This is a genomic window from Planococcus chinensis, assembly GCF_042681545.1.
GTDB classification, from domain to species: domain Bacteria; phylum Bacillota; class Bacilli; order Bacillales_A; family Planococcaceae; genus Planococcus; species Planococcus chinensis.
The window spans coordinates 1-24,239 of the sequence record NZ_JBHUFW010000008.1 but is presented as its reverse complement, the minus strand read 5'-3'; the positions used below and the strand labels follow the sequence as shown (position 1 = coordinate 24,239).

Genomic DNA, 24,239 nt, shown 5'->3' with positions numbered 1-24,239 from the left:
GGCTTTAAAGTTTGTCGAAAAACCTCTCAGAGGTCGATTAATGAATGGAATAAAGTAGTTATACCGCTTTGGCGCTTTGGGCAGAGCAAAGACGATTGTTTCTGCATCGCTACGCTAGCTTCGAAACAGGAAGGGCATTGCTCCTGCGCAAGCTCGTCGCCAAGGCGCTGCCGAAAGTGCCCGGCACCACCTTGGCTCCCGCCATGAGCCGGGAAGGACATCCGTCTCATAGCTACGCCTAGCCCGTGGACGCGCCGGCGCTGGTACAGTTCTTTAAAAGTTGATACCTTGCTTATTTAGCAGTGCTATCCAAGATATGCAGCAAAACAGCGGAGAAAACCGTACTGCTCCTGCAGCGCTACGCGCTTCGTCGCAAAGTACCGGACAAATGCTGTTTGGCCGATACTTGCCTGCGGGATAGCGAGACGGCTGAGACCCCGCAAGTCGCGTTAGCGACTGAGGAGGCTTAGACGCGAGCCCGTGGCAAGCGCAGCTGTTTTGCGGAATATCGATTAGGAGACAAGTATTTTATCTCTTTCTCAACAATCTAAAAAGCCCCGACGCGTAAGCATCGGGGCTTTGGTTTTACACCTGTTCTTGTGGGATGCGGACGTCCCAGACGCCTGACTCCACTTGCTTTTGAAGCAATGCCGGATCTTTCGCAACGTAGACGAATGTATTCAGCACTTCGCCTGCAGCGTTGACAGTGGTTTCAATCTTGTCGAAAAGGTCGGTCGCTGCTCCATCCGTATATCCTTCCAGATCATCGATGGCGGGCCAAAGCTCTTCAGGAATATCGTAAACCTCGCCTTGAATCCCGCCTTCATCTGAAACGGCCATCGCCGGATAGCCCATTCCTGAATCGTATAATGTCCCTTTTGCCGTGGCGTGTTCTGCGACTAAAGCGGCTTCCCCCAGATAACAATGGTATTTCCCGCCTTGCTTCAATGTTCCATATACAAATAAAAGCATGTTCGATCCTCCTGTAAAAGACTGGATGCCTTCGCATCCAGCCAGTTTGGTTATATTCCGTGGCGTGTTTTCATACTGAGTCATACATAGCCGTTCCGCCACTTGCATAAACCTGAAACTTACACATTAAAGCGGAACAACATGACGTCGCCGTCTTTCACGACGTATTCCTTGCCTTCTTGGCGGACTTTCCCGGCTTCTTTTGCAGCAGCCATAGAACCCGCTTCAACCAAGTCTTCATAAGCGACTGTTTCTGCGCGGATAAAGCCGCGTTCAAAGTCGGAGTGGATGACGCCCGCACATTGCGGAGCTTTCATACCTTTTTTAAACGTCCATGCGCGCACTTCCTGCACGCCGGCAGTGAAATACGTCGCCAGTCCAAGTAGGTTATAAGAGGCTTTGATCAATTGATCCAGACCCGATTCCTCAATGCCCAGCTCTTCCAGGAACATTTCTTTTTCCTCGTCATCCAGTTCAGCCATTTCTTCTTCGATCTTCGCACAAACGACGATTACTTCCGAATTTTGCTTCGCTGCATAATCGCGGACTTGCTGGACGTATTCGTTGTCATCGGCATCTGCGATTTCATCTTCTGCCACGTTCGCGACATAAAGCATCGGCTTCAGCGTCAACAGGTTCAGGTTTTTCGCGATGCGCAGTTCATCTTCTGTAAAGTCGATCGAACGGGCCAAGTCGCCGGCTTCAAACGCTTCACGGAGCTTCATCAATACCGGCTCTTCAGCAACGGCATCTTTGTCTTTCTGTTTGACGAGTTTCGCTGCGCGGGCGATGCGTTTTTCGATGCTTTCCATATCCGCAAGAACCAGTTCAAGGTTGATGACTTCGATATCCGAAATCGGATCCACTTTGCCGGATACGTGCGTGACGTTTTCATCAGCGAAGCAGCGGACCACCTGAACGATGGCATCCACTTCACGGATGTGGGAAAGAAATTTATTTCCAAGCCCTTCACCTTTGCTGGCGCCTTTGACGATGCCTGCGATGTCGGTGAATTCAAAAGCTGTCGGAACGGTCTTTTTCGGCTCGACCAATTCCGTCAATTTGTCCAGTCGCTCGTCCGGCACTTCTACAATCCCGACGTTCGGGTCTATCGTACAGAACGGGTAGTTGGCTGCTTCAGCCCCCGCTTTTGTGATCGCGTTGAATAAAGTGGATTTCCCCACGTTTGGTAAACCTACAATCCCTGCAGTCAATGCCATAGGATTCACAACCTCTCTTCTATAGGAAACGAATTATTTTTTTTGCAACCTCTCCATTATAGGAATAGAAGCGCCATCTGTCCATTTTTCAAAACTTATACAAATATAATATTCTTCTTATACGCCGCGGCTTTTATTCCGCCGCTTCGGCTTTCACCAGGATCTTCTTGATCTTTTTGTTGAACTCTACACGCGGCAGCATGACGCTGTGCTGGCACCCTTCGCATTTGATGCGGATATCGGCGCCCATCCGGATGATTTTCCAGGCATTTGCGCCGCACGGATGGCCTTTTTTCATTTCCACAATGTCATTCAATCCGTATTCTTTCTTTTCCATGGCCCTGCCTCCTACTCACTTTTTGGCAATTACCGACGGATTCGTGTCTTCCGGCGAACGCTGCACCATAACCATCCGCGGATATGGGATTTCTACGCCTTGCTTGTCGAGGTATTCCTTCAAATCCCGGCGGATGCCGCGCGATACCGCAAAATGCTGCATCGGCAGCGTCTCGGCGATGACCCGCATGACCACTTCTGTCGTCGTCAAGTTCTGCACCCCGAGCAATTCCGGCGGCTTGATGATCTGTTCGTACTTATCCTGGATATCCACCAGGAATTCCTGGATCAATTTCTCGACTCTCGCCATATCCGATTCATATGAGATGTTGACATCGACGACCGCAATCGAGTTGTGGATCGAGAAGTTGACGACGTCGGTGACATTGCCGTTCGGGAAGATGAACAGCTCCCCGGTGAAGCCTTTCACTTTGGTCGTCCGGAGGCCGATTTCCTCAACCGTCCCTTCCGCCTGTCCGATGCGCACATAATCCCCCACCGAGAACTGGTCTTCAAAAATGATGAAGAATCCGGTGATGACGTCGCGCACCAGGTTCTGTGCACCAAAACCGATGGCCAGGCCGAGCACCCCGGCCCCTGCAATCAACCCGGTAATATCAATCGTGAACGCCGACAAAACGGCGATGATGGCGACAAAATACACCACATACGCCACAACGTTCTCCAACAGTTTAGACATCGTCTGCTGGCGCCGCTCGTTGTATTTCAATGGCCCTTTGATGCGCACCGAAAACGTCTTCCGAATGAGCGCTTTGGCCACTTTCACCACAATCGCTGCAACGATGACGATCATCAGCACTTTGATCAACACGAATCCGATACTGAGCCACATGCCTTCATCAAGCAGGACGTTCTTCCATTCCAATGCCGCTTTTTCAACGTTCTTCGCCGTCTCTGCGGCTGTTTCTGCACCTGTTTTCACACTCATTGTTTCACCTTCCTCACTTGCCTTACCCCAAATTCAGCTTATAGATGACCGTGACGATAAATGCTACTACGACTACGCCCGGCAAGAAATTCGCCACACGCATTTTTGTGATTCCAAGCATATTCAAACCGATGGCGACGATCATGACGCCGCCCGTTGCTGTCATTTCCGTGATGAACATATCTAGCGCAGCGTCCGGAATGATCAAACTGATCTGTGTTGCGAACAGCGCAATCAATCCTTGGTAGACGAATACCGGAATCGCTGCCAGCAATACGCCGATGCCAAGCGTCGATGCCAGGATGATGGAAGTGAATCCATCAATCAGCCCTTTCGAAATCAATACGCCATGTTCATTGGCCAAGCCGCTTTCCAGCGCTCCGATGATGCCCATGGCGCCAATGACGAAAATGAGCGTTGCCGTGACAAACCCTTGCGCGATGCTTCCTTTGCTTTCTTTCGCTCCGAGCTTTTCTTCAATCCAATGTCCGAAGTTGTTCAGCATCTTATCCAGGTCCATCCATTCGCCGATGACCGTCCCGATCACTAAACTGACGATGACCACGACGAAATTGTTGCTTTCAAAGCCCATCTGCAAACCCAGGACTACGACCGCAAGGCCAATGGCATACAATACTGTTTCCTTCATCTTTTCAGGAATATTCCGAAGCGCCCGTCCGATTAAAGTTCCCACTACAATTAAAACCGCATTGATCAACGTTCCTAAGAGAACCATGTTACGTACTTCCCCTTCCTCACTCCCGAAGCCAGCGTTTCGTTATTTAGTTTTGACGTCTTTTTGCATATGTAGATAGAAATATGCTTTTGTGTCCGTATAGGTTGAATTAATGAAGCGAGATTTTATATGCCGCTTCGGCGCTTTGGGCACGGCTCCCGCCATGAGCCGAGAAGGACACTCGTCTCATAGCTTCGCCCAGCCCGTGGACGCGCCGGCGCTGGTTTCGCCCTTTAAAAGCTGGTAACTTTATCCGTTTTAGTAGAGCTATCTGAGATATGAAGCAAAACAGCTGAGACGCCAGCGGAATAGCGAGACGGCTGAGACCCCGCAAGTCGCGTCAGCGACTGAGGAGGCTTAGACGCGAGCCCGCGGCAAGCGCAGCTGTTTTGCGGAATATCGGTTATTACAGATCCTTGCTTCAACATATATCGAAAAAGTCTTATAGCGCTTAGAAGGCCATTCAAGTTGCTTGCCCATTTCCACAACATAACAGAGCCTATCCCTTTTCCAAGGAATAGGCGCGGCTCAATTTAGGATTTCAAGTATGCGTTCCAGGTCTTCTTCAGAGAAAAATTCGATTTCGATTTTCCCTTTGTTTTTTGTTTTCTTGATTTGGACATTCGTCCCGAAGCGGTCGCGGAGTTCAGACTGCTTTTCTTCGATGAACAAGTCCTTTTTCTTCTCGATTGTTTCACGTGGAACATCTTCATTCAATTTCTGGACGAGATTTTCCAGCTGGCGGACGTTCAACCCTTCTTTCGCCACTTTTTCAGCGGTTTCCGGAATGAGTTTTTTGGAGCGCAGACCGAGCAAGGTCCGGCCGTGGCCCATTGTCAGCTTTTTGTCCGAAATCATATTCCGCACGGTTTCCGGCAATGCCAAAAGACGGACATGGTTGGCAATATGCGGACGGCTCTTGCCGAGGCGGAACGCCAGCTGCTCCTGTGTCAGGCTCAGGGCTTCCATCAGCTTTTGATAAGCTTCCGCTTCTTCAATCGGCGTCAGATCCTCGCGCTGGAGGTTCTCTAGAATCGCCAGTTCCATCATCTGCTGATCGGTCAATTCCTTGACGATCGCCGGCACTTCTTTGAGCTTGGCAAGCTTAGCGGCGCGGAAACGGCGCTCCCCCACCACCAGCTCGAAATGCTGTCCGTGCTTCCGGACAACAACCGGCTGAAGGATGCCGTGTTCTTTGATCGATTCTGACAATTCCTGGAGCGCAGCATCATCGAAAATCTTTCGGGGCTGGTACGGATTGGTCTTCAGCTGCCCGATTTTGATCTGTGAAATCTTTTCCGTTTCGCTCAATGATTCGCCAGGGAATAATGCATTTATCCCTTTACCTAATCCTTTAGCCATTACGAATCACTTCCCTTGCTAATTCTAAGTAGACATCTGCGCCTCTGGATTTTGGATCGTATATGATGATCGGTTCTCCGTGGCTCGGTGCTTCACTCAGGCGGACATTCCGCGGAATGATCGTCCGGTATACCTTGTCCTGGAAATACTTTTTCACTTCTTCAATGACTTGCAGACCCAAGTTTGTCCGGGCATCGAGCATGGTCAGAAGAACTCCGTCGATCTCCAGGTCGTGGTTCAAATGCTTTTGGACCAGCCGGACTGTACTGAGCAGCTGGCTCAATCCTTCAAGCGCATAATATTCACATTGGACTGGGATAATGATGGCATCTGAAGCCGTCAATGAATTGATGGTCAATAGCCCCAGTGACGGCGGACAGTCGATGATGATGTAATCGTATATTTCTTTGACTTCCTGCAGCGCTGATTTCAAGCGCACCTCGCGGGACATCGTGGACACCAGCTCGATTTCCGCTCCTGCGAGTGAAATCGTAGCCGGCACAACGTGAAGATTTTCCACTTTCGTCTCCATGATCGTGTCTTTGACATCTACATCATCAATCAGCACTTCATAGATGCACTGGTCGACGTCCCCTTTGTTGACGCCGACTCCGCTCGTCGCGTTCCCTTGCGGATCGATATCTATTAACAGGACCTTCTTGCCCAAATAAGCAAGGCAGGCACTTAAATTTACTGAAGAAGTCGTTTTTCCTACGCCGCCTTTTTGATTGGCGATCGCAATAATTCTACCCACACTTGCACCAACTTTCTTTCATACTTCTCTCATTTTACTGCGCTCACGTGACGAATACCATCAATAACGCATATTTTTTTGGTACATCTTTATCCATTGTAGCAAATCTTTGTAGAAAAGAATGTTACATTCGCATAATAAAAGCCCTTTCCTTGGTCGGAAAGGGCTTTTTTATCATTTTTTCTTCGGGATTTTCACAGTGATCTGGTAATACTCATCATGCTCTTCTTCTTCGGTCGAAACATCGATGCCGCTCTTGCTGACCATGTTCAATGATTCCTTGATGGTGTTGACGGCAATCCTGACGTCCCGGCTGAACGCTTTTCGGCGCGGCTTCGGTTTCTTCGGTTCTACAGATAAAAGCTTTTCGACCTTCAGTTCCAGCTGTTTGACGTTGAGGTTCTGCTCAATCGTTTCGTCAAACATCTTCTTCTGCACCGCGGCATCCTTCAGCTGCAGCAGCACGCGGGCGTGCCGCTCAGTGATCTGGCGGTCCAGCAGCGCTTGCTGGATTTCATCCGGCAGCTTCAATAAACGCAGTTTATTGGCTACTGTCGACTGCCCTTTTCCAAGGCGCTGCGCCAATGCTTCCTGGGTGATCGCATGGATCTCCAACAAGTTCTGATACGCATTCGCCTCTTCAATGGCCGTCAGCTCTTCCCGCTGAAGGTTCTCGATCAATGCAATCGAAGCCGTTTCTTTGTCGCTCAAATTGCGGATGATGGCCGGCACTTCTGCCCAGCCCAATGAAGACATTGCCCGGAAGCGCCGCTCCCCGGCAATGATTTCATAGGTCCCCTCTTCATTGGTCATCCGCACGACAATCGGCTGAATTACGCCGTGCATATGAATCGTCCGGGCCAGTTCTTCGATTTTCTCTTCATCGAAGACTGTCCGCGGCTGGAATTTATTCGCACTTATTTTATCGATCGGCAATTTGACGACTTCTTCCGAAGGGTCCTTCACCGATTCGATTGGCTGTTGTTCTTCTGGTTCATCCGCTTTTTCATTGCCCCCGAAGAAACGGGAGAAAGGACTTTTCATCCTCAAGCACCACCTTTTAAAAGCTCACTTGTATAGTATTCGCTGCCCTATGACTGGATACCTTCCTTGCAATGTTCCACGTGGAACATCCCTTGCACCGCATGGATTAAACAAGCGGCGATTTGTTCGGCGTCCCCGCTTTTCTCGGGTACTTCTTCGGGGTCGTCTTGAATTTGCGGAACACTTGGATATGGCGTTCGCTTTCTTCGACCGGCAATAAAAACGAATATACGTTCTCGTTTTTAACGCCGAGCTTTTCTAGCGCCCCTCCAGCGTCTTTCAATTCATCCGGCGCTGACGCAGCTTTCATCGCTGCAAACAAACCATCTTTTTTCACGAGCGGCACACATAATTCAGCCAGCACGGAAAGGCGGGCAACTGCCCGGGCGGTCACAAGATCGTATTTTTCACGGTGTTCCGACTGGCCGAAATCTTCTGCCCGTGCATGGACAAACTGCACGCCGGAAAGATTCAATTTTTTGCTCAGATGCTCCAGGAACTGAATCCGTTTGTTCAAGGAATCCACAATCGTCACTTCAATCTGCGGGAAGCAGATCTTCAGCGGGATGCTCGGAAATCCGGCCCCGGCACCAACGTCGCACACTTTCATCGGCTTGGTGAAGTCGAGATAAAATGCGGCTGTGATCGAATCGTAGAAATGCTTCAGGTAAACCGAAGGCTGGTCCGTAATCGCCGTCAGGTTCATCTTCTCATTCCATTCGACCAGCTCTTCGAAATATGTGCGGAATTGAGCCATTTGTGTGTCGGTCAGCTCGATCCCTTTTGCGCTGAGGGCTTCTTTGAATTGCTGTTCGTTCATGCCCGTCTGCCTCCCTCTTCTATTTCGCCTTCTATGTAAAAATGGGCTGGCACAAACCAGCCCACGTTTTATCGGTCTTGCTTAGCTTGATATTTTCGCGATTCTTCCTTGTTCAATATACACCAAAAGAATCGAAATGTCAGCAGGGTTCACACCGGAAATCCGGGAAGCCTGTGCAATGGAGAGCGGACGGACTTCCGCCAATTTGCCGCGCGCTTCGGTCGCAATCCCCGAAATTGCATGGTAATCGATGTCTTCCGGAATCTTTTTGTTCTCCATTTTCTTGAGTTTTTCCACTTGCTGAAGCGATTTTTCGATATAGCCTTCATATTTGATATGAATCTCTACCTGTTCTTTCACTTCTTCTTCCAGATCCACTTCGGAAGCCGTCAGCTGAGCGATCATGTCATAGGTCATCTCCGGACGCTTCAATAGGTCCGCGCCGCGGATGCCGTCTTTCAATTCGCTGCCGCCTGCATCCCTGATCAATTGCTGGGTGGCTTCATTCGGCTTGATCATGATGCCTCTCAAGCGCTTGATCTCTTCTTCAATTCGCGCTTTTTTCGCCTGGAATTTTGCGTAGCGTTCATCGGAGACCATGCCGATTGTGTGGCCGAGTTCCGTCAACCGCATATCCGCATTGTCGTGGCGCAACAATAGACGGTATTCTGCACGCGACGTCAGCAAACGATACGGTTCATTGGTCCCTTTTGTCACAAGATCATCGATCAGTACGCCGATATAGGCGTCTGAACGGCTGAGGATCACTTCTTCTTTGCCAAGCACTTTGGCAGCAGCATTGATGCCCGCCATCAAGCCTTGGCCAGCAGCTTCCTCATAGCCGGACGTCCCGTTGATCTGGCCTGCAGTATAAAGGTTCTCGAGCTGTTTTGTTTCAAGCGTCGGCCATAATTGCGTCGGCACGATGGCATCGTATTCGATGGCATAGCCGGCACGCATCATTTCCGCTTTTTCAAGCCCCGGAATCGATTCCAGGAGCTGTCTTTGCACGTGTTCAGGCAGGCTCGTTGAAAGCCCTTGTACGTAAACCTCGCGTGTATTGCGGCCTTCCGGCTCCAGGAAGATCTGATGGCGCGGCTTGTCGTTGAAACGCACCACTTTGTCTTCAATCGACGGGCAATAACGTGGACCGGTGCCTTTGATCATTCCGGAATACATCGGCGACAGATGCAGATTGTCATCGATGATCTGGTGGGTTTTTTCGTTTGTATAGGTCAGCCAGCAAGGCAGCTGGTCCATGATGAATTCCGTCGTTTCGTGGCTGAATGCCCGCGGCACATCATCGCCCGGCTGGATTTCGGTCTTGCTGTAATCGATGGAGTTGCTGTTGACGCGCGGCGGCGTACCCGTTTTAAAGCGGACCGTCTCAAAGCCGAGCTCTTCCAGGTTTTCCGCCAATTTGATCGACGGCTGCTGGTTGTTCGGACCGCTTGAATAGCGCAGATCGCCGATGATGATTTCGCCGCGCAGGAACGTCCCTGTCGTGATGACGACGGATTTCGCCCGGTAGATGCCGCCGACTTGCGTGATCAATCCGGTCACTTTGCCGTCTTCGACCACCAATTTTTCGGCAATCCCCTGGTGAAGTGTCAAATTCTTTTCTTCTTCCATCAGGCGTTTCATTTCCTGCTGGTAAAGCACTTTGTCAGCCTGAGCGCGCAATGCGCGGACAGCCGGCCCTTTTGCGGTATTCAACATTCTCATTTGAATGTGTGTTTTATCAATCACGCGCCCCATGGCGCCTCCAAGTGCGTCAATTTCACGTACAACGATGCCTTTTGCAGGTCCGCCGATAGACGGGTTGCATGGCATAAATGCGATCATATCCAGATTCATCGTCAACACAAGTGTTTTCGCACCCATGCGGGCCGATGCAAGAGCAGCTTCCGCTCCGGCATGTCCGGCGCCTACGACGATGACATCGAACGTGCCTGCTTCGTATTGTGGCATGTCCGTTCATTCCCTTCGAATTTTATTTCCCTAAGCAGAACTGCGAGAACAGCTGGTTCAGCAATCCGTCATCTGCGGTATCGCCGATGATTTCGCCAAGCAGTTCCCAAGTCCGGGTGACATCAATCTGTATCATATCCACCGGCACGTCCATTTCAGCAGCCGCAATGGCATCCGAAATGGTTTGATGCGCCTGGTGGAGCAAGGCGATGTGGCGGGCATTGGAAACATACGTCATGTCCCCCGCTTCGATCTCCCCTTCAAAAAATAAATCGGCAATCGATTTTTCCAATTGGTCGATGCCCTCTTCTTCTATTAAAGAAGTCGTCACCAGCAGTTTGCCGCCGGCGAGTTTTTTCACTTCGTCCAAATCTATCTTCTGCGGTAGATCGGTTTTATTGATCACCACAATATAATTCATGCCTTTCACCGCTTCAAACAGCAAAGCGTCTTCCGCGGTCAGCGGCTCGGCGTAATTCAGCACGTAAAGGATCAAATCCGCTTCTTTCAGCACTTTGCGCGAGCGTTCAACGCCAATCCGTTCCACGATATCTTCCGTTTCCCGGATCCCGGCCGTGTCCACTAAACGCAGCGGCACGCCGCGGACATTGACATATTCCTCTATTATATCACGGGTTGTCCCCGCGATTTCCGTGACAATCGCTTTGTTTTCCTGCACCAGGCTGTTCAAAAGAGAGGATTTGCCGACATTCGGACGGCCAACGATGACCGTTGAAAGCCCCTCCCTCAAAATTTTCCCTTGCGACGATGTCTGGAGCAGCTTTTCGATTTCCGTGCGCACCCATTGCGCTTTTTCCAGCATGATCGGACGCGTCATTTCTTCCACGTCGTCGTATTCCGGGTAATCGATGTTCACTTCCATCTGGGCAATGGATTCCAATAAAGCCTGGCGCAGCGTACCGATCAGTTTCGACAGGCGGCCTTCCATCTGGTTTAAGGCGACGTCCATCGCACGGTCGGTTTTTGCACGGATCAGATCCATGACAGCTTCCGCCTGCGACAGGTCGATGCGCCCGTTCAGGAACGCCCGCTTAGTGAATTCCCCTGGCTCGGCAAGGCGTGCGCCTGCACGCAGCACAAGTTCGAGCACCCGGTTGACGGAAACGATGCCGCCGTGGCAATTGATCTCGATGACGTCTTCACGGGTGAAAGTTTTTGGAGCTTTCATGAACGATACCATGACTTCTTCCACTGTTTCCTCCGTCCACGGATCTGCCAGATGCCCGTAATGGATCGTATGGGTGGCTTGTGTGGCCAGTTTCTTTCCGCTAGGCGCCCGGAATAGCTTGTCCGCAATCGGGATCGCTTCCGGTCCGCTTAAACGGACAATGGCAATGGCCCCTTCACCGCTTGGCGTGGAGATTGCAGCAATTGTATCGAATTCCATGGTGTTCCTCCTTCAATAATTATAAAAAGCGTAAACGCTCAAGTGGTTTGGTAATAAAAAATGACCGAAAAACTTGTCCCCAGGCTTTTCTCTTCCTGAAATCAGGGATTTTCCCTTTAAAAAAGTTGTCCACATGTGGACAACCAACAAAAGCACACGACTTTCTAACATATTACATTAGCACAAATGGCGCTATTCCGAAAGACAGACTGCTTGGTTTTTACTTGAAATTTACTCCTGCACCAAATTGTTCACTATTCTGCATCACCTTGAGCTTTTGACATTGCCGCGCACTTTCATATTCAGAGACATGAAAAGCTCTTTTCTGAACATCATCTTGCTTCGTATCGGGATACGGTGAATTAATGAAAGATGGTTGATATGCCGCTTTGGCGCTTTGGGCATGGCTTACGCCATGAGCCGAGAAGACCGCTCGTCTCATAGCTTCGCCTAGCCCATGGGCGCACCAGCGCTGGTATAGTTGTTTGAAAACTAATGACTTTACCTAGTTAGCAGTACTATCTAAGATATGGAGCAAAACAGCGGAGACGCCTGCGGGATAGCGAGACGGCTGAGACCCCGCAGGGAGCGCAGCGACTGAGGAGGCTTAGACGCGAGCCCGCGGCAAGCGCAGCTGTTTTGCCGAATATCGTCTACTACTGATCTCTACTTCACCGTATCCCGATAAGTCGAAAGAAACTACAGAAAATAAAACAAAAAAAACAGCCTGCCGGGTAGGCAGGCTGTTCGGGATTATCGTAGAGGTTCAATGACCAGATAACGATTCGGTTCTTTTCCTTCTGAATACGTGTCGATATCAAGCCGCCGTGAAAGCGCCTGATGGATCACTTTCCGTTCGTAGGACGGCATCGGTTCGAATTGGACACGGCCGCCTGTGCGGATCGCTTTGTCGGCCATCCGGTCAGCCAGCTGCTCCAATGTCTCCTGCCGCCGTTCACGGTAGTTTTCTGCATCCAGCTCAACAATCATGAACTGGTCCGAGTGTTTATTGGCGACAAGCTGTGCCAATTGCTGAAGGGAGTTCAGCGTATTGCCGCGCTTCCCGATCAGCATCGCCACTTTTTCGCTTTCGAGGTAGAAACTCACTTGCTTGCCTTTGCGCTGGTGCGTAATCTGCAAGTCATCAATCTTCATGCCTTTGACAATCGTTTGAATGTAGTTTTTCGTCTCTTCGATCGCCCGCTCATTCACCTCTTCGGAAGCTTCTTCCACCAGCTCTTCAAGGATTTCTTCCGGCTTGCTGGAAGCCTGCTCCTCGGTTGCTGTCGGTTCGGCTTCAGCCGCTTCAACAACCGGCTTTTTCTCTTCGGCCGGCGGAGCGGCCGCTTCGTTCACCGTTACTTCCACTTCGGCCTCTTTGGCGCCGAAGCCGAAAAATCCTTTTTTCTCAGTTTGAATCACATGGATCGTGGCTTCTTCCCGGGAAATCTGGAGTTTTTCCAAGGCGGCAGATATCGCGTCTTCAACAGTCAGTCCCGTTTGCGTAATCCGTTTCACTTTTTAGCCCCTCCTGCTTTCGTTTTAACAGGTTGCTTCGTTTGCTTCACTTGTTTCGTCTGTTTCGGTCCCACCGGCTGTTTTTCATGTGTCGGAGCTGCCGGCTTTACTTTTTTCTTTTCCCAAGGACGGTAGATGACCAGGTTCTGGATCAGGGAAATGATGTTCCCGACTACCCAGTACAGGGTCAGCGCCGATGGAAGGATGATACCAAATCCGATGATCATGACTGGCATAAAGTACATCATGATCTTCATCTGCGGGTTGTCCATTGCCGGGCCTGTCATCAATACGACAAATTGCATCAAGCCGGCAATGATCGCAAGGATGATGCTTGGTTCAGCGAGCGGGAAAATCAGGAAAGCGCCAAGATCGATCGATGGCGTGCTGTTCATGCGGCTGATCGCGTGATAGAAACCGATCAGCACCGGCATTTGGATCAATACTGGCAAGCACCCTGCCATCGGATTGACGCCGCGTTCCGAGAACATCGCCATCATTTCCTGCTGGTACTTCTGCTGCGTTACCGCATCTTTCGATTTGTACTTTTCTTTAAGCTTCGCCAATTCCGGCTGAAGTTCCTGCATGCGCTTCGAGCTGCGCGTCTGTTTGACCATAAGCGGCAAGAGCGCCAGACGGATCAGGACCGTCACTGCGATGATCCCCAGTCCGTACGTTCCAAGCAGATCCTTGAAATACGTGATAGCCGATACGAGCGGCCATACTATGAATTCATTCCAAAATCCTTCACTGTCTTCACTGATCGGCTGTTCGAACTCGGTACAGCCGGATAGCAGCAATGCAACCGCTATCAGTGAAAGGAGCAATACTGTGCGTTTCTTCAACCTTCTTCCCCCAAACTGATTTCAATTACTTCTATAATAACATTCACGCTGAGGCACTTTCTACTTCTTTGGCAAAGCACGGGCAATTTTCAGCACATGCTCCAAACTTTTCTTGCTTTCATGGTAATCGAGGTCGGCCGCCTGTTGCCGGGCGATGATAACGTAATCCGCATTCTGCATCAGCTCTTCCTTGCATTCAAGAAAGGCCTGGCGGATATAACGCTTGATGCGGTTGCGGGTGACTGCATTTCCCACTTTCTTGCTGACGGACAAGCCCAGGCGAAATTCCGGCTGATCGCTTTTCAAGACATAGACGATAAACTGGCGGTTCGCAAACGACTTCCCTTTTTTGAAGATGCGTTGAAATTCCTTGTTCTTCTTGATCCGTTGGTGCTTGTTCATGTTTTCACCTGCTTATGTTGGTTCATCTCTGCCGAAAAAGCGGCAGAAAAGAAAAAAAAGACCACTGATGCGGTCAGTGGACTTAAGCTGATAGTACTTTTCTTCCTTTGCGACGGCGTGCAGCAATTACTCTACGTCCGTTTTTCGTGCTCATACGTGCTCTGAAGCCGTGTACTTTGCTGTGTTTGCGTTTATTTGGTTGGTATGTGCGTAATGTCATGGTGACACCTCCTGAATTATATAAGTCAACTATTTCTCAAAGACAGTCTTGACTATTATATAGTCGCTATGCATCAAATGTCAACGCCTTATTAAAAAAGATGCTATTTCGCCGACATTCTTCTTCTATAGAGTTATCCACACTCCCTCCAGAAAAAGCAGAAATTGATGTGTGCCGTTTTTTTCTCAAATAAAATTATCCACACCTCTTATCTACAAGTTCCGCACATAAGAACCCCTTGTGGATAGTTTTTATGTGTGTAATAAATGTAATGTGGATAACTTAAAGAAGCGCTTGTAATGTCTCAGTTTTTCTGATAACATTAACTTGTTTTCACTTGTTGATAATTTTGAGCTCTAAAAACTTATCCACAAATTGTGGGTAAGGTGTGGATAGTTATTCACGAGCTTGTTTACAAACGTTATCCACAGGCTGTGGTTTTGTGTATGGTATACTAAAAAAATATTTACATATAAAGGAGAAGAGCTATTGGAACACTTAGACGAACTATGGTCAAGTGTCTTAGCCCAAGTTGAAACCAAAATCTCCAAACCTAGTTTTGAAACGTGGTTAAAATCAACAAAACTTTTATCTTATCAGAACGATACAGTCACAATATCAGCGCCGAATTCGTTTGCACGTGATTGGTTGGAAAACCATTACGTGCATTTAATTACTGGGATCCTTTCAGATTTGACGGGTGACGATCTGCTGATAAAGTTTGTTGTGCCCAAAGATCAGGATATGGACGATTTTCAACTTCCGGCCCCGCGCGTCAAGCCAGGGCAAAATGAGCAGCAGGAATTTTTGCCGGGGATGCTCAATCCCAAATACACATTCGATACCTTTGTTATCGGATCCGGCAACCGCTTTGCGCACGCTGCTTCACTGGCAGTGGCAGAAGCACCTGCAAAAGCTTATAACCCGCTGTTTATCTACGGGGGAGTCGGACTTGGCAAGACACATTTAATGCATGCGATCGGACATTATGTCCTCGAACACAACCCGAATGCCAAAGTGGTTTATTTGTCTTCGGAAAAATTCACCAACGAGTTCATCAACTCGATCCGCGACAACCAGACCGTCGATTTCCGCAATAAATACCGCAGCGTCGACATTCTTTTGATAGATGATATTCAATTTTTGGCCGGAAAAGAGCAGACACAGGAAGAATTCTTCCATACATTCAATACGCTCCATGAAGAGTCAAAACAGATCATCATCTCGAGTGACCGGCCGCCTAAGGAAATTCCGACACTGGAAGACCGTTTGCGCTCCCGCTTTGAATGGGGATTGATCACCGACATCACACCGCCTGATCTGGAGACGCGGATTGCGATTTTACGCAAAAAAGCGAAAGCCGACGGGCTCGACATCCCGAATGACGTCATGACCTATATTGCCAATTCGATCGATTCGAATATCCGGGAACTTGAAGGGGCTTTGATCCGCGTAGTGGCGTATTCCTCTTTGATCAACCGTGATATGAGTGCAGAACTTGCAGCAGAGGCATTGAAAGACATCATGCCGAACTCAAAGCCGAAAGTCATCACGATTTTAGACATCCAGAACGCGGTCGGCGGGCAATTCAACGTAAAATTGGAAGATTTCAAGACAAAGCGGCGGACAAAGGACATCGCCTATCCGCGCCAAGTAGCGATGTACCTGTCCCGCGAAATGACGGATTTTTCTTTGCCTAAAATAGGGGAAGAGTTCGGAGGCCGGGACCATACAACGGTCATCCATGCCCATGAGAAGATTTCGAAGATGTTGAAAGACAACCAGCAGCTCCAGCAGGACGTCAAAGACATCCGGAGCACGCTCGGAAAGGGTTGATCCCCATGTGGATAACCCGGTATTTTCCCAAGCAGTTTATACACAGGCTATCTACATGTGGATAAGCTGCTTTTATTCACTTTATTGGGGTTATCCACATAATCACAGGCCCTACTACTATTATTACTTTAAAAGCATTAAATAAAATATATATATAAGCGAGGTTCGAGAATGAAATTCGAGATAATGCGTGAACGATTAGTCGAAGGTTTAAATGATGTAATGAAAGCGGTCAGTTCAAAAACGACGATTCCGATTTTGACCGGTATTAAAATGGATGTTTCTTCAGAAGGCATGAGACTGACAGGAAGCGATTCGGATATTACCATCCAGACGTTCATCCCTGCAGAAGAAGATGGAGAACAGATCATCCGTGTCACTCAAGGCGGAAGCATTGTGCTCCAGGCGAAAGTTTTTGGGGAAATCATCCGCAAATTGCCGACAAATGATGTCGAAATCGAAATCACCGGGAATTTCCAGACGCATATCCGTTCAGGGAAATCCGAATTCCACTTGATCGGCCTTGATGCGCTCGATTATCCACAATTGCCTGAAATCCAGGACGATCGGCTGTTTTCAATTCCTGCCGACCTGTTGAAAACTATTAACCGTGAAACCGTGTTTGCAGTTTCGAGTTCGGAAACGCGTCCGGTATTGACGGGCGTCCATTGGGAAGTCAAAGACGGAGAGCTGGTTTGTGTCGCTACAGACAGCCACCGCCTGGCACGCCGCAAAACGAAGCTTGAAACGCTTCCGGAAGATGAGTACAGCGTCGTCATCCCGGGGAAAAGCTTGAATGAACTGAACAAAATCCTTGACGACAATTCGGATCCGGTTGAAATCGTCATGACCAACCAGCAAGTCCTTTTCAAATCGAAGCATATTCTGTTTTTCTCCCGTCTATTGGAAGGGAACTACCCGGATACGTCGCGGCTGATTCCTTCTGAATACAAAACGGAAGTGGTCGTCAATGGCCGTTCGCTGCTTCAGGCAATCGACCGTGCTTCTTTGCTTGCCCGTGAAGAACGCAATAATGTGGTGCGCTTCTCCACAAATTCAGGAAGCGAAATCGAAGTTTCTTCCAATTCACCGGAAGTCGGGAAAGTGGAAGAGCAGCTTCAGGCCCAAAGCATTGAAGGCGAAGAATTGAAGATTTCATTCAGCGCGAAATTCATGATGGATGCTCTGAAGGCGATTGACGGCCAGGACGTCCTGATCCAGTTCACAGGAGCGATGCGCCCGTTCATTTTGAAATCGGCGCTGGACGATTCCATTTTGCAGCTGATTCTTCCTGTCCGGACCTATTAAAATCATAAAAGACCCTCGAGGATAGCCATAAAGGCTATCCTTTTTACTTTTTACCCCCGGTAAGGTAAAATAGAGGGATAGACTACGAATTGAAGGATGAGTGCATTTTGAGAGAAATAGGGATTGAAACAGAATTTATTACCCTTGGCCAATTATTGAAGATGACCGATACGATCAGCTCCGGCGGAATGGCCAAATGGTTCCTGAGCGAACATGAAGTTTTTGTCAACGGAGAGCCGGAAGATCGCAGAGGCCGCAAGCTTCGCCCGGACGACACGGTATCAATTCCAGAAGTGGGTGAATTCCGCATTGCAGTTGCTGAAGGCATGAGCTTCGATGTGGATTGACCATCTCGAGTTAACGGATTACCGGAATTATGAAACGCTCAAATTGGACTTTTCACCGGAAATCAACGTCTTTATCGGGGAAAATGCGCAGGGGAAAACCAATATCATGGAATCGCTGTATGTTTTATCCATGGCTAAATCGCACCGGACGACCAATGACAAGGAATTGATACGCTGGGATGCAGACTATGGTAAAATAAAAGCTGATGTGCATCGTAAATACGGCAAATTGCCCCTTGAAATCATTTTGTCAAAAAAAGGCAAAAAGGCGAAGGTCAACCATCTGGAGCAGCGGCGGCTGAGCGATTATATCGGCCAGCTGAATGTGGTGATGTTTGCACCGGAAGACCTCCATCTCGTCAAAGGAAGCCCGCAAGTGCGCAGGCGCTTTATCGATATGGAGATTGGGCAGATTTCCCCGGTTTATTTGCACGATTTATTGATTTACCAAAAGCTATTAAAACAGCGCAACCATATATTAAAGCAGCATTACGGCAAAAAAGAGATTAATGACGTCATGTTTGATGTCTACACCGAGCAGTTTATCGATGCGGCAGTGAAAATCATCCGGAAACGCTATCAGTTCATGGAGCTTTTGCAGAAATGGGCCGAGCCGATCCATCACGGCATTTCCCGAGGGCTGGAACAACTTCAAATCCGCTACCAGCCAATCAGCGGTTTAAAGCCCGAATGGACGCCGACCGAGATGGCGTCTTTTTTAGAGCAGAAACTTATGGAAGTGCGCAAACGGGAAATCGAACGGGGTGTGACGCTGGTCGGGCCTCATCGGGACGATCTGCAATTCTACGTCAACGGATACGATATCCAGACCTACGGTTCCCAAGGACAGCAGCGGACAACCGCGTTGTCGCTGAAACTGGCGGAAATCGAGTTGATCAAGCAGGAAGTCGGCGAAGCCCCTGTCCTGTTGTTGGATGATGTTTTGTCGGAACTGGATGATTATCGGCAGTCGCATCTGCTCAATACGATCCATGGATCGGTCCAGACGTTCGTCACCACTACCAGCGTGGACGGCATTGAACACGCAACGATCCAGAACGCCCGCCTTTTCGAAGTATCGAAAGGCGCGGTCAAGGAGTGAGGTTCCATGTACGTTTCCATCAGCACGGACCAGACCGTCCGGACCGATGAAATTATCGCTGTCATTTCGCATGAAAACTACACCCCCGCCGCTTTCGTGCGGCTGCTTGTGCCAATAGATAAAGTGAAATCATTCGTCGTTACGGATGATTTCATTTATGGAACGCCCTTAAAGGCGCAGTCAATCTTGAAAAAAGTGCAAGAGCAAAGGCTATAGCAACTCAGTCAATAGATTATGCAGTAAGGAAAGAGCAGGTGAACGCAGTGGCAATGGAAGAAAAAGATCTTCAACCATCATATGACGCAAATCAGATTCAAGTTCTGGAAGGATTGGAAGCAGTCCGCAAAAGACCCGGGATGTACATCGGTTCAACGAGTTCAAAAGGGCTTCACCACCTCGTTTGGGAAATTGTGGATAATAGTATCGATGAAGCACTGGCAGGCTATTGTGATGAAATCCAAGTGACGATTGAATCCGGCGACTGGATCCGTGTAGAAGACAACGGGCGCGGCATTCCGGTCGGCATGCAGGAAAAAATGGGACGTCCGGCCGTAGAAGTCATCATGACCGTCCTTCACGCAGGCGGTAAATTCGGCGGCGGCGGCTATAAAGTGTCCGGCGGCCTCCACGGTGTTGGTGCTTCCGTAGTGAACGCATTGTCGGAAGTTACGGAAGTATTCGTCAACCGCGACGGCAAACGCCATTACATCAAATTCGAACGCGGAGCGGTTACTGAAGAACTGCACGTGATCGGCGATGCCGAAAAAACCGGTACGACGATCCGGTTCAAAGCGGACGGCGAAATCTTCAAGGAAACAACGGTCTACGAATTCGATATTCTTGACCACCGTCTGCGCGAGCTTGCTTATTTGAACCGCGGCTTGCGGATCGTTGTCCGCGATGAGCGCGAAGGCGAAGAAAAAGAGAAGGTCTATCATTTCGAGGGCGGAATCAAATCCTACGTCGAACATTTGAATAAAACCAAAGATCCGCTTCATGAAGAGGCGATTTTTGTCGAGGCTGAAAAAGACGGCATTTCTGTAGAAGTGGCCATGCAGTACAATGCCGGCTATGCTGCCAATATTTTTTCGTTTGCCAATAATATCAATACCCATGAAGGCGGGACGCACGAGTCCGGTTTCAAGACGGCCTTGACGCGCGTCGTCAATGATTACGGCCGCAAAAACGGCATGCTGAAAGAACAGGATGCCAATTTGACAGGCGATGACGTAAGGGAAGGGTTGACGGCCATTATTTCGGTCAAGCACCCGGATCCTCAGTTTGAAGGCCAGACGAAGACCAAACTGGGCAATACGGAAGTTAGCCCGATCGTCAACAACTTGTTCTCCGGCGGTTTTGAGCGCTTCCTTCTTGAAAACCCGTCGGTTTCGCGCAAGATTGTCGAAAAAGGCATCATGGCGTCGCATGCCCGCATGGCTGCGAAAAAAGCCCGTGAATTTACGCGCCGGAAATCCGTGCTGGAAGTTTCCAGTCTGCCCGGCAAACTGGCCGACTGCTCTTCACGCGATCCGAAAATCAGTGAAATCTACATCGTTGAGGGCGACTCGGCCGGTGGTTCGGCAAAATCAGGCCGTGACCGTCATTTCCAGGCGATTCTGCCGCTGCGCGGCAAAATCCTGAACGTGGAGAAAGCCCGCCTCGACAGAATCCTGACAAATGCTGAAATCCGCAACATCATTACAGCGCTTGGCACAGGGATCGGCGAAGAATTTAACCTGGAAAAAGCCCGTTACCATAAAGTCGTCATCATGACCGATGCCGACGTCGACGGCGCCCATATCCGCACGTTGCTGCTGACGTTCTTCTTCCGCTACATGCGGCCGCTGCTTGAAGCTGGCTATATTTACATTGCCCAGCCGCCATTGTTCCAGATCAAACAAGGCAAGCACGTGGATTATGTCTACACCGATGCGCAACTGAAAGAAGCGCTTGAGAAATTGTCTCCAACGCCGAAGCCGAATATCCAGCGCTATAAAGGATTAGGGGAAATGAACGCAACCCAGCTTTGGGACACGACAATGGATCCGGATGTCCGGACCTTGCTGCAAGTGACATTGAGCGATGCGATGGTAGCAGATGAAACCTTCCATATTCTGATGGGAGACGACGTCGAACCGCGCCGCAACTTTATCGAGGAAAATGCGAAATACGTTAAAAACCTGGACGTTTAAGTGATGTAGAGTTGAGAGGAGGCTGCGGATATGGCTGAACGGCCTAGCAGTGGTGTTGAAGAAATAAATATAAGCACGGAGATGCGCACATCGTTTTTGGATTATGCGATGAGCGTCATCGTTTCCCGTGCCTTACCGGATGTGCGCGACGGGTTAAAGCCTGTCCATCGCCGCATCCTATATGCAATGCATGATTTAGGGATCACTTCGGACAAGGCCTATAAAAAATCAGCACGTATCGTCGGGGATGTAATCGGTAAATACCACCCGCACGGCGACGTGGCTGTTTATGAAACGATGGTCCGCATGGCTCAGGATTTCAGCTACCGGTACATGCTGGTGGACGGACACGGAAACTTCGGATCCGTCGACGGCGATTCGGCTGCTGCGATGCGTTATACCGAATCCAGAATGTCCAAGATTTCCATGGAATTGCTGCGCGACTTGAACAAAAACACAATTGATTACCGCGACAACTACGATGGCCAGGAAAAAGAGCCGATTGTCCTGCCAAGCCGTTTCCCGAACTTATTGGTTAACGGAACGTCAGGGATTGCGGTCGGAATGGCAACGAATATTCCGCCGCACCACCTGGGCGAAACAATCGATGCCGTATTGGCTATAGCGGAAAACCCGGCAATCAGTACGGAAGAATTGATGGAATTCATCCCGGGCCCTGATTTCCCGACAGGCGGGATCATTCTGGGCCGGAGCGGCATCCGCCGTGCATACGAAACCGGCAAAGGATCCATCCTCATCCGTTCCGTAGTCGAAATTGAAACAAAACCGAATGGCAAAGAAGTCATTTTGGTCCACGAACTTCCTTACCAGGTCAATAAAGCCCGCCTGATCGAGAAGATCGCTGAACTTGTGCGCGATAAGAAAATCGACGGCATTACGGATCTTCGCGATGAGTCTGACCGCAATGGCATGCGCATCGTCATTGAAGTGCGCCGCGATGCAAGCGCCAGCGTGCTATTGAACAACCTCTATAAACAAACGGCGATGCAGACGAGCTTCGGCATCAATATGCTGGCACTCGTGGACGGCCATCCGAAAGTACTGGGATTGAAAGAAGTCCTTTACCATTACTTAGAACACCAAAAAGTGGTCATCCGACGCCGTACGCAATTTGATTTGACGAAAGCGGAAGACCGCGCACATATCCTCGAAGGCTTGCGCATCGCGCTCGACCATATTGATGCCATCATCGCATTGATCCGCGGCTCCCAGACAACAGAGGAAGCGCGCAATGGACTGATGAAAGATTTCAACTTGTCGGAGCGCCAATCGCAGGCGATCCTTGATATGCGCCTCCAGCGCTTGACGGGCCTCGAACGCGACAAGATTGAAGAAGAGTACCAAGGGCTTGTCAAACTTATTGAAGAACTTTGTGAAATTCTGGCCAACGAATACCGAATCATTGAAATCATCCGTGAAGAATTGACCGAAGTGAAGGAACGCTTCAGCGACGACCGGAGAACGGAAATCACTTCCGGCGGAACTGAAATGTTCGAAGATGAAGATTTGATTCCAAGAGAAGCGTCCGTTATCACATTGACGCATAATGGCTACGTGAAACGCCTGCCGGCGAACACGTACCGCAGCCAGAAACGCGGAGGGCGCGGCGTACAAGGAATGGGCACGAACGACGATGATTTCGTTGAACACCTTCTATATACGTCTACACATGATACGATCCTGTTCTTTACGAGCAAAGGGAAAGTGTACCGCAAAAAAGGCTACCATATACCGGAATACGGCCGCACCGCCAAAGGCCTTCCATTGGTCAACCTGCTGGAAATCAGCAAGGACGAAAAAGTGACCGCCGTCATCCGCGTCGAAGAGTTCAGAGAAGACGATTTCTTCTTCTTTACGACGCGTGAAGGCATCAGCAAGCGGACGCCGGTATCGAATTACGCCAATATCCGCCAGAACGGATTGATTGCCATCAGCCTCCGCGAAGACGATGAGCTGATTTCGGTGAAACTCACTGACGGCAAACAGGAAATGGTCATCGGTACGCGCGACGGCGCATTGATCCGCTTCCCTGAAACGGATATCCGCAGCATGGGCCGTACAGCTAGCGGTGTCCGCGGCATCCGTCTGCGTGAAGGCGACAAAGTGGTCGGCATGGAAATCCTGGAGCCGAACGATAACATTTTGGTCATCACCGAAAAAGGCTACGGCAAACAGACGAAGGAATCCGAATACCGCGTCCAGTCAAGAGGCGGGATGGGGATCCGGACATGCCAGATCACCGATAAGAACGGTCCGTTGGTGGCAGTCCGCACCGTTAATGGATCGGAAGATATCATGCTGATCACCATCAACGGCATTTTGATCCGTATGGACGTCAATGATATCTCGACGACCGGCCGGAGCACGCAAGGCGTCCGCTTGATCCGTCTGTCAGAAGACGAGACGGTTGCGACAGTCGCCCGCGTGAAAAAAGACATCGACATTCCGGAAGATGCTGAAGAGCAGGATGAAGATGTGGATACAGCCTTAATCGAAGAAAGTGCTGCAGCCGATGTCTTCGCAGAAGACGAAGTCGTGGCCAATGAAGAAGTCGATCATGTCGAAGAAATTATTGAAGACGACGAGCAAGACGAAGAATAAGAACACAACCCGCTGAGACAATCAGCGGGTTTTTATTTTGCCTGTGCCAGAAGATTTTCCCTCGTCAAGCTGACGTTCAATTCTGAAAAGTTTCCTTAGAGAAAAAGAATTTCTAAATGCAGAAGTTTTTTCGTAAAACTGTTGACGCAGACTTTTGTGCATGGTATATTAATCAAGTCGCCAATGAGTGCGGCGAACAACATGAACCTTGAAAACTGAACAGCAAAACGTCAACAAAAATTGTTGAGGCGTTCCGACGCCGAAACAAATTTCTG

At 49.5% G+C, this 24,239-nt stretch carries 22 protein-coding genes; 7 read left to right on the top strand and 15 right to left on the bottom strand.

Annotation, left to right across the window (positions count from 1 at the left end):
- Positions 1-585: 585 nt before the first annotated feature.
- From ACFSDB_RS11080 to rpmH, 15 genes are all read right to left on the bottom strand, one after another.
- Positions 586-972 carry a gamma-glutamylcyclotransferase family protein gene (locus tag ACFSDB_RS11080; protein ID WP_204893152.1) on the bottom strand — a complete coding sequence of 129 codons (387 nt, stop codon included), beginning with the start codon at positions 970-972 and terminating at the stop codon, positions 586-588.
- Positions 973-1,091: 119 nt separating this feature from the next.
- Positions 1,092-2,192 (bottom strand): redox-regulated ATPase YchF, encoded by a 1,101-nt coding sequence (gene ychF, locus ACFSDB_RS11075; RefSeq protein ID WP_204893151.1) that lies wholly within the window; start codon positions 2,190-2,192, stop codon positions 1,092-1,094.
- A gap of 133 nt (positions 2,193-2,325) precedes the next feature.
- Positions 2,326-2,529, bottom strand: a complete 204-nt coding sequence (locus ACFSDB_RS11070; protein ID WP_204893150.1) for a DUF951 domain-containing protein — start codon at positions 2,527-2,529, stop codon at positions 2,326-2,328.
- A gap of 15 nt (positions 2,530-2,544) precedes the next feature.
- Complete coding sequence (locus ACFSDB_RS11065) at positions 2,545-3,477, bottom strand: mechanosensitive ion channel family protein (protein ID WP_204893149.1); 933 nt, start codon at positions 3,475-3,477, stop codon at positions 2,545-2,547.
- Positions 3,478-3,499: 22 nt separating this feature from the next.
- The gene (locus ACFSDB_RS11060) at positions 3,500-4,213 is read right to left on the bottom strand and encodes a DUF554 domain-containing protein (protein ID WP_204893148.1); all 714 of its coding nucleotides are present in this window, start codon (positions 4,211-4,213) and stop codon (positions 3,500-3,502) included.
- Between the two features lie 528 nt (positions 4,214-4,741).
- Positions 4,742-5,575 (bottom strand): ParB/RepB/Spo0J family partition protein, encoded by an 834-nt coding sequence (locus ACFSDB_RS11055; RefSeq protein ID WP_204893147.1) that lies wholly within the window; start codon positions 5,573-5,575, stop codon positions 4,742-4,744.
- Entirely contained in the window at positions 5,568-6,329 is a 762-nt protein-coding gene (locus tag ACFSDB_RS11050) for a ParA family protein (RefSeq protein ID WP_204893146.1), read from the bottom strand. Before ACFSDB_RS11050 ends, ACFSDB_RS11055 begins: the two co-directional genes overlap by 8 nt.
- A 174-nt stretch (positions 6,330-6,503) precedes the next feature.
- Positions 6,504-7,373 (bottom strand): nucleoid occlusion protein, encoded by an 870-nt coding sequence (noc, locus tag ACFSDB_RS11045; protein WP_204893145.1) that lies wholly within the window; start codon positions 7,371-7,373, stop codon positions 6,504-6,506.
- A gap of 106 nt (positions 7,374-7,479) precedes the next feature.
- A complete protein-coding gene (rsmG, locus tag ACFSDB_RS11040; RefSeq protein WP_204893144.1) occupies positions 7,480-8,193 on the bottom strand; it encodes a 16S rRNA (guanine(527)-N(7))-methyltransferase RsmG in 714 nt (237 codons plus the stop codon).
- 81 nt (positions 8,194-8,274) lie between these two features.
- Positions 8,275-10,164, bottom strand: coding sequence for a tRNA uridine-5-carboxymethylaminomethyl(34) synthesis enzyme MnmG (gene mnmG, locus ACFSDB_RS11035; RefSeq protein WP_204893143.1), 1,890 nt, complete (start codon positions 10,162-10,164; stop codon positions 8,275-8,277).
- Positions 10,165-10,186: 22 nt separating this feature from the next.
- Positions 10,187-11,572: a tRNA uridine-5-carboxymethylaminomethyl(34) synthesis GTPase MnmE gene (mnmE, locus tag ACFSDB_RS11030; protein WP_204893142.1), complete on the bottom strand. Its 1,386-nt coding sequence runs from the start codon at positions 11,570-11,572 to the stop codon at positions 10,187-10,189.
- Between the two features lie 753 nt (positions 11,573-12,325).
- Positions 12,326-13,090, bottom strand: coding sequence for an RNA-binding cell elongation regulator Jag/EloR (gene jag / locus ACFSDB_RS11025; protein ID WP_204893141.1), 765 nt, complete (start codon positions 13,088-13,090; stop codon positions 12,326-12,328).
- Positions 13,087-13,935, bottom strand: coding sequence for a membrane protein insertase YidC (gene yidC, locus ACFSDB_RS11020; protein WP_204893140.1), 849 nt, complete (start codon positions 13,933-13,935; stop codon positions 13,087-13,089). The genes jag and yidC overlap by 4 nt, the downstream gene beginning before the upstream one ends.
- Positions 13,936-13,995: 60 nt before the next feature.
- Positions 13,996-14,337, bottom strand: coding sequence for a ribonuclease P protein component (rnpA, locus tag ACFSDB_RS11015; RefSeq protein WP_204893139.1), 342 nt, complete (start codon positions 14,335-14,337; stop codon positions 13,996-13,998).
- A gap of 82 nt (positions 14,338-14,419) precedes the next feature.
- The gene (gene rpmH, locus ACFSDB_RS11010) at positions 14,420-14,557 is read right to left on the bottom strand and encodes a 50S ribosomal protein L34 (protein ID WP_033544046.1); all 138 of its coding nucleotides are present in this window, start codon (positions 14,555-14,557) and stop codon (positions 14,420-14,422) included.
- A gap of 489 nt (positions 14,558-15,046) precedes the next feature.
- On the opposite strand from rpmH, the gene dnaA reads away from it, so the two are divergent.
- The 7 genes from dnaA to gyrA all read left to right on the top strand — a co-directional run bounded on the left by dnaA (position 15,047) and on the right by gyrA (position 23,964).
- Positions 15,047-16,393, top strand: coding sequence for a chromosomal replication initiator protein DnaA (gene dnaA / locus ACFSDB_RS11005; protein ID WP_204893138.1), 1,347 nt, complete (start codon positions 15,047-15,049; stop codon positions 16,391-16,393).
- Between the two features lie 171 nt (positions 16,394-16,564).
- Positions 16,565-17,701, top strand: a complete 1,137-nt coding sequence (gene dnaN, locus ACFSDB_RS11000; protein WP_204893137.1) for a DNA polymerase III subunit beta — start codon at positions 16,565-16,567, stop codon at positions 17,699-17,701.
- Between the two features lie 107 nt (positions 17,702-17,808).
- Entirely contained in the window at positions 17,809-18,048 is a 240-nt protein-coding gene (gene yaaA / locus ACFSDB_RS10995; RefSeq protein WP_377340074.1) for a S4 domain-containing protein YaaA, read from the top strand.
- Complete coding sequence (gene recF / locus ACFSDB_RS10990) at positions 18,038-19,150, top strand: DNA replication/repair protein RecF (RefSeq protein WP_204893136.1); 1,113 nt, start codon at positions 18,038-18,040, stop codon at positions 19,148-19,150. The genes yaaA and recF overlap by 11 nt, the downstream gene beginning before the upstream one ends.
- A 6-nt stretch (positions 19,151-19,156) precedes the next feature.
- The gene (locus tag ACFSDB_RS10985; protein ID WP_204893135.1) at positions 19,157-19,366 is read left to right on the top strand and encodes a hypothetical protein; all 210 of its coding nucleotides are present in this window, start codon (positions 19,157-19,159) and stop codon (positions 19,364-19,366) included.
- Positions 19,367-19,419: 53 nt separating this feature from the next.
- Positions 19,420-21,342, top strand: a complete 1,923-nt coding sequence (gyrB, locus tag ACFSDB_RS10980; protein ID WP_204893277.1) for a DNA topoisomerase (ATP-hydrolyzing) subunit B — start codon at positions 19,420-19,422, stop codon at positions 21,340-21,342.
- Positions 21,343-21,372: 30 nt separating this feature from the next.
- Positions 21,373-23,964 (top strand): DNA gyrase subunit A, encoded by a 2,592-nt coding sequence (gyrA, locus tag ACFSDB_RS10975; protein WP_204893134.1) that lies wholly within the window; start codon positions 21,373-21,375, stop codon positions 23,962-23,964.
- Positions 23,965-24,239 lie beyond the last annotated feature (275 nt).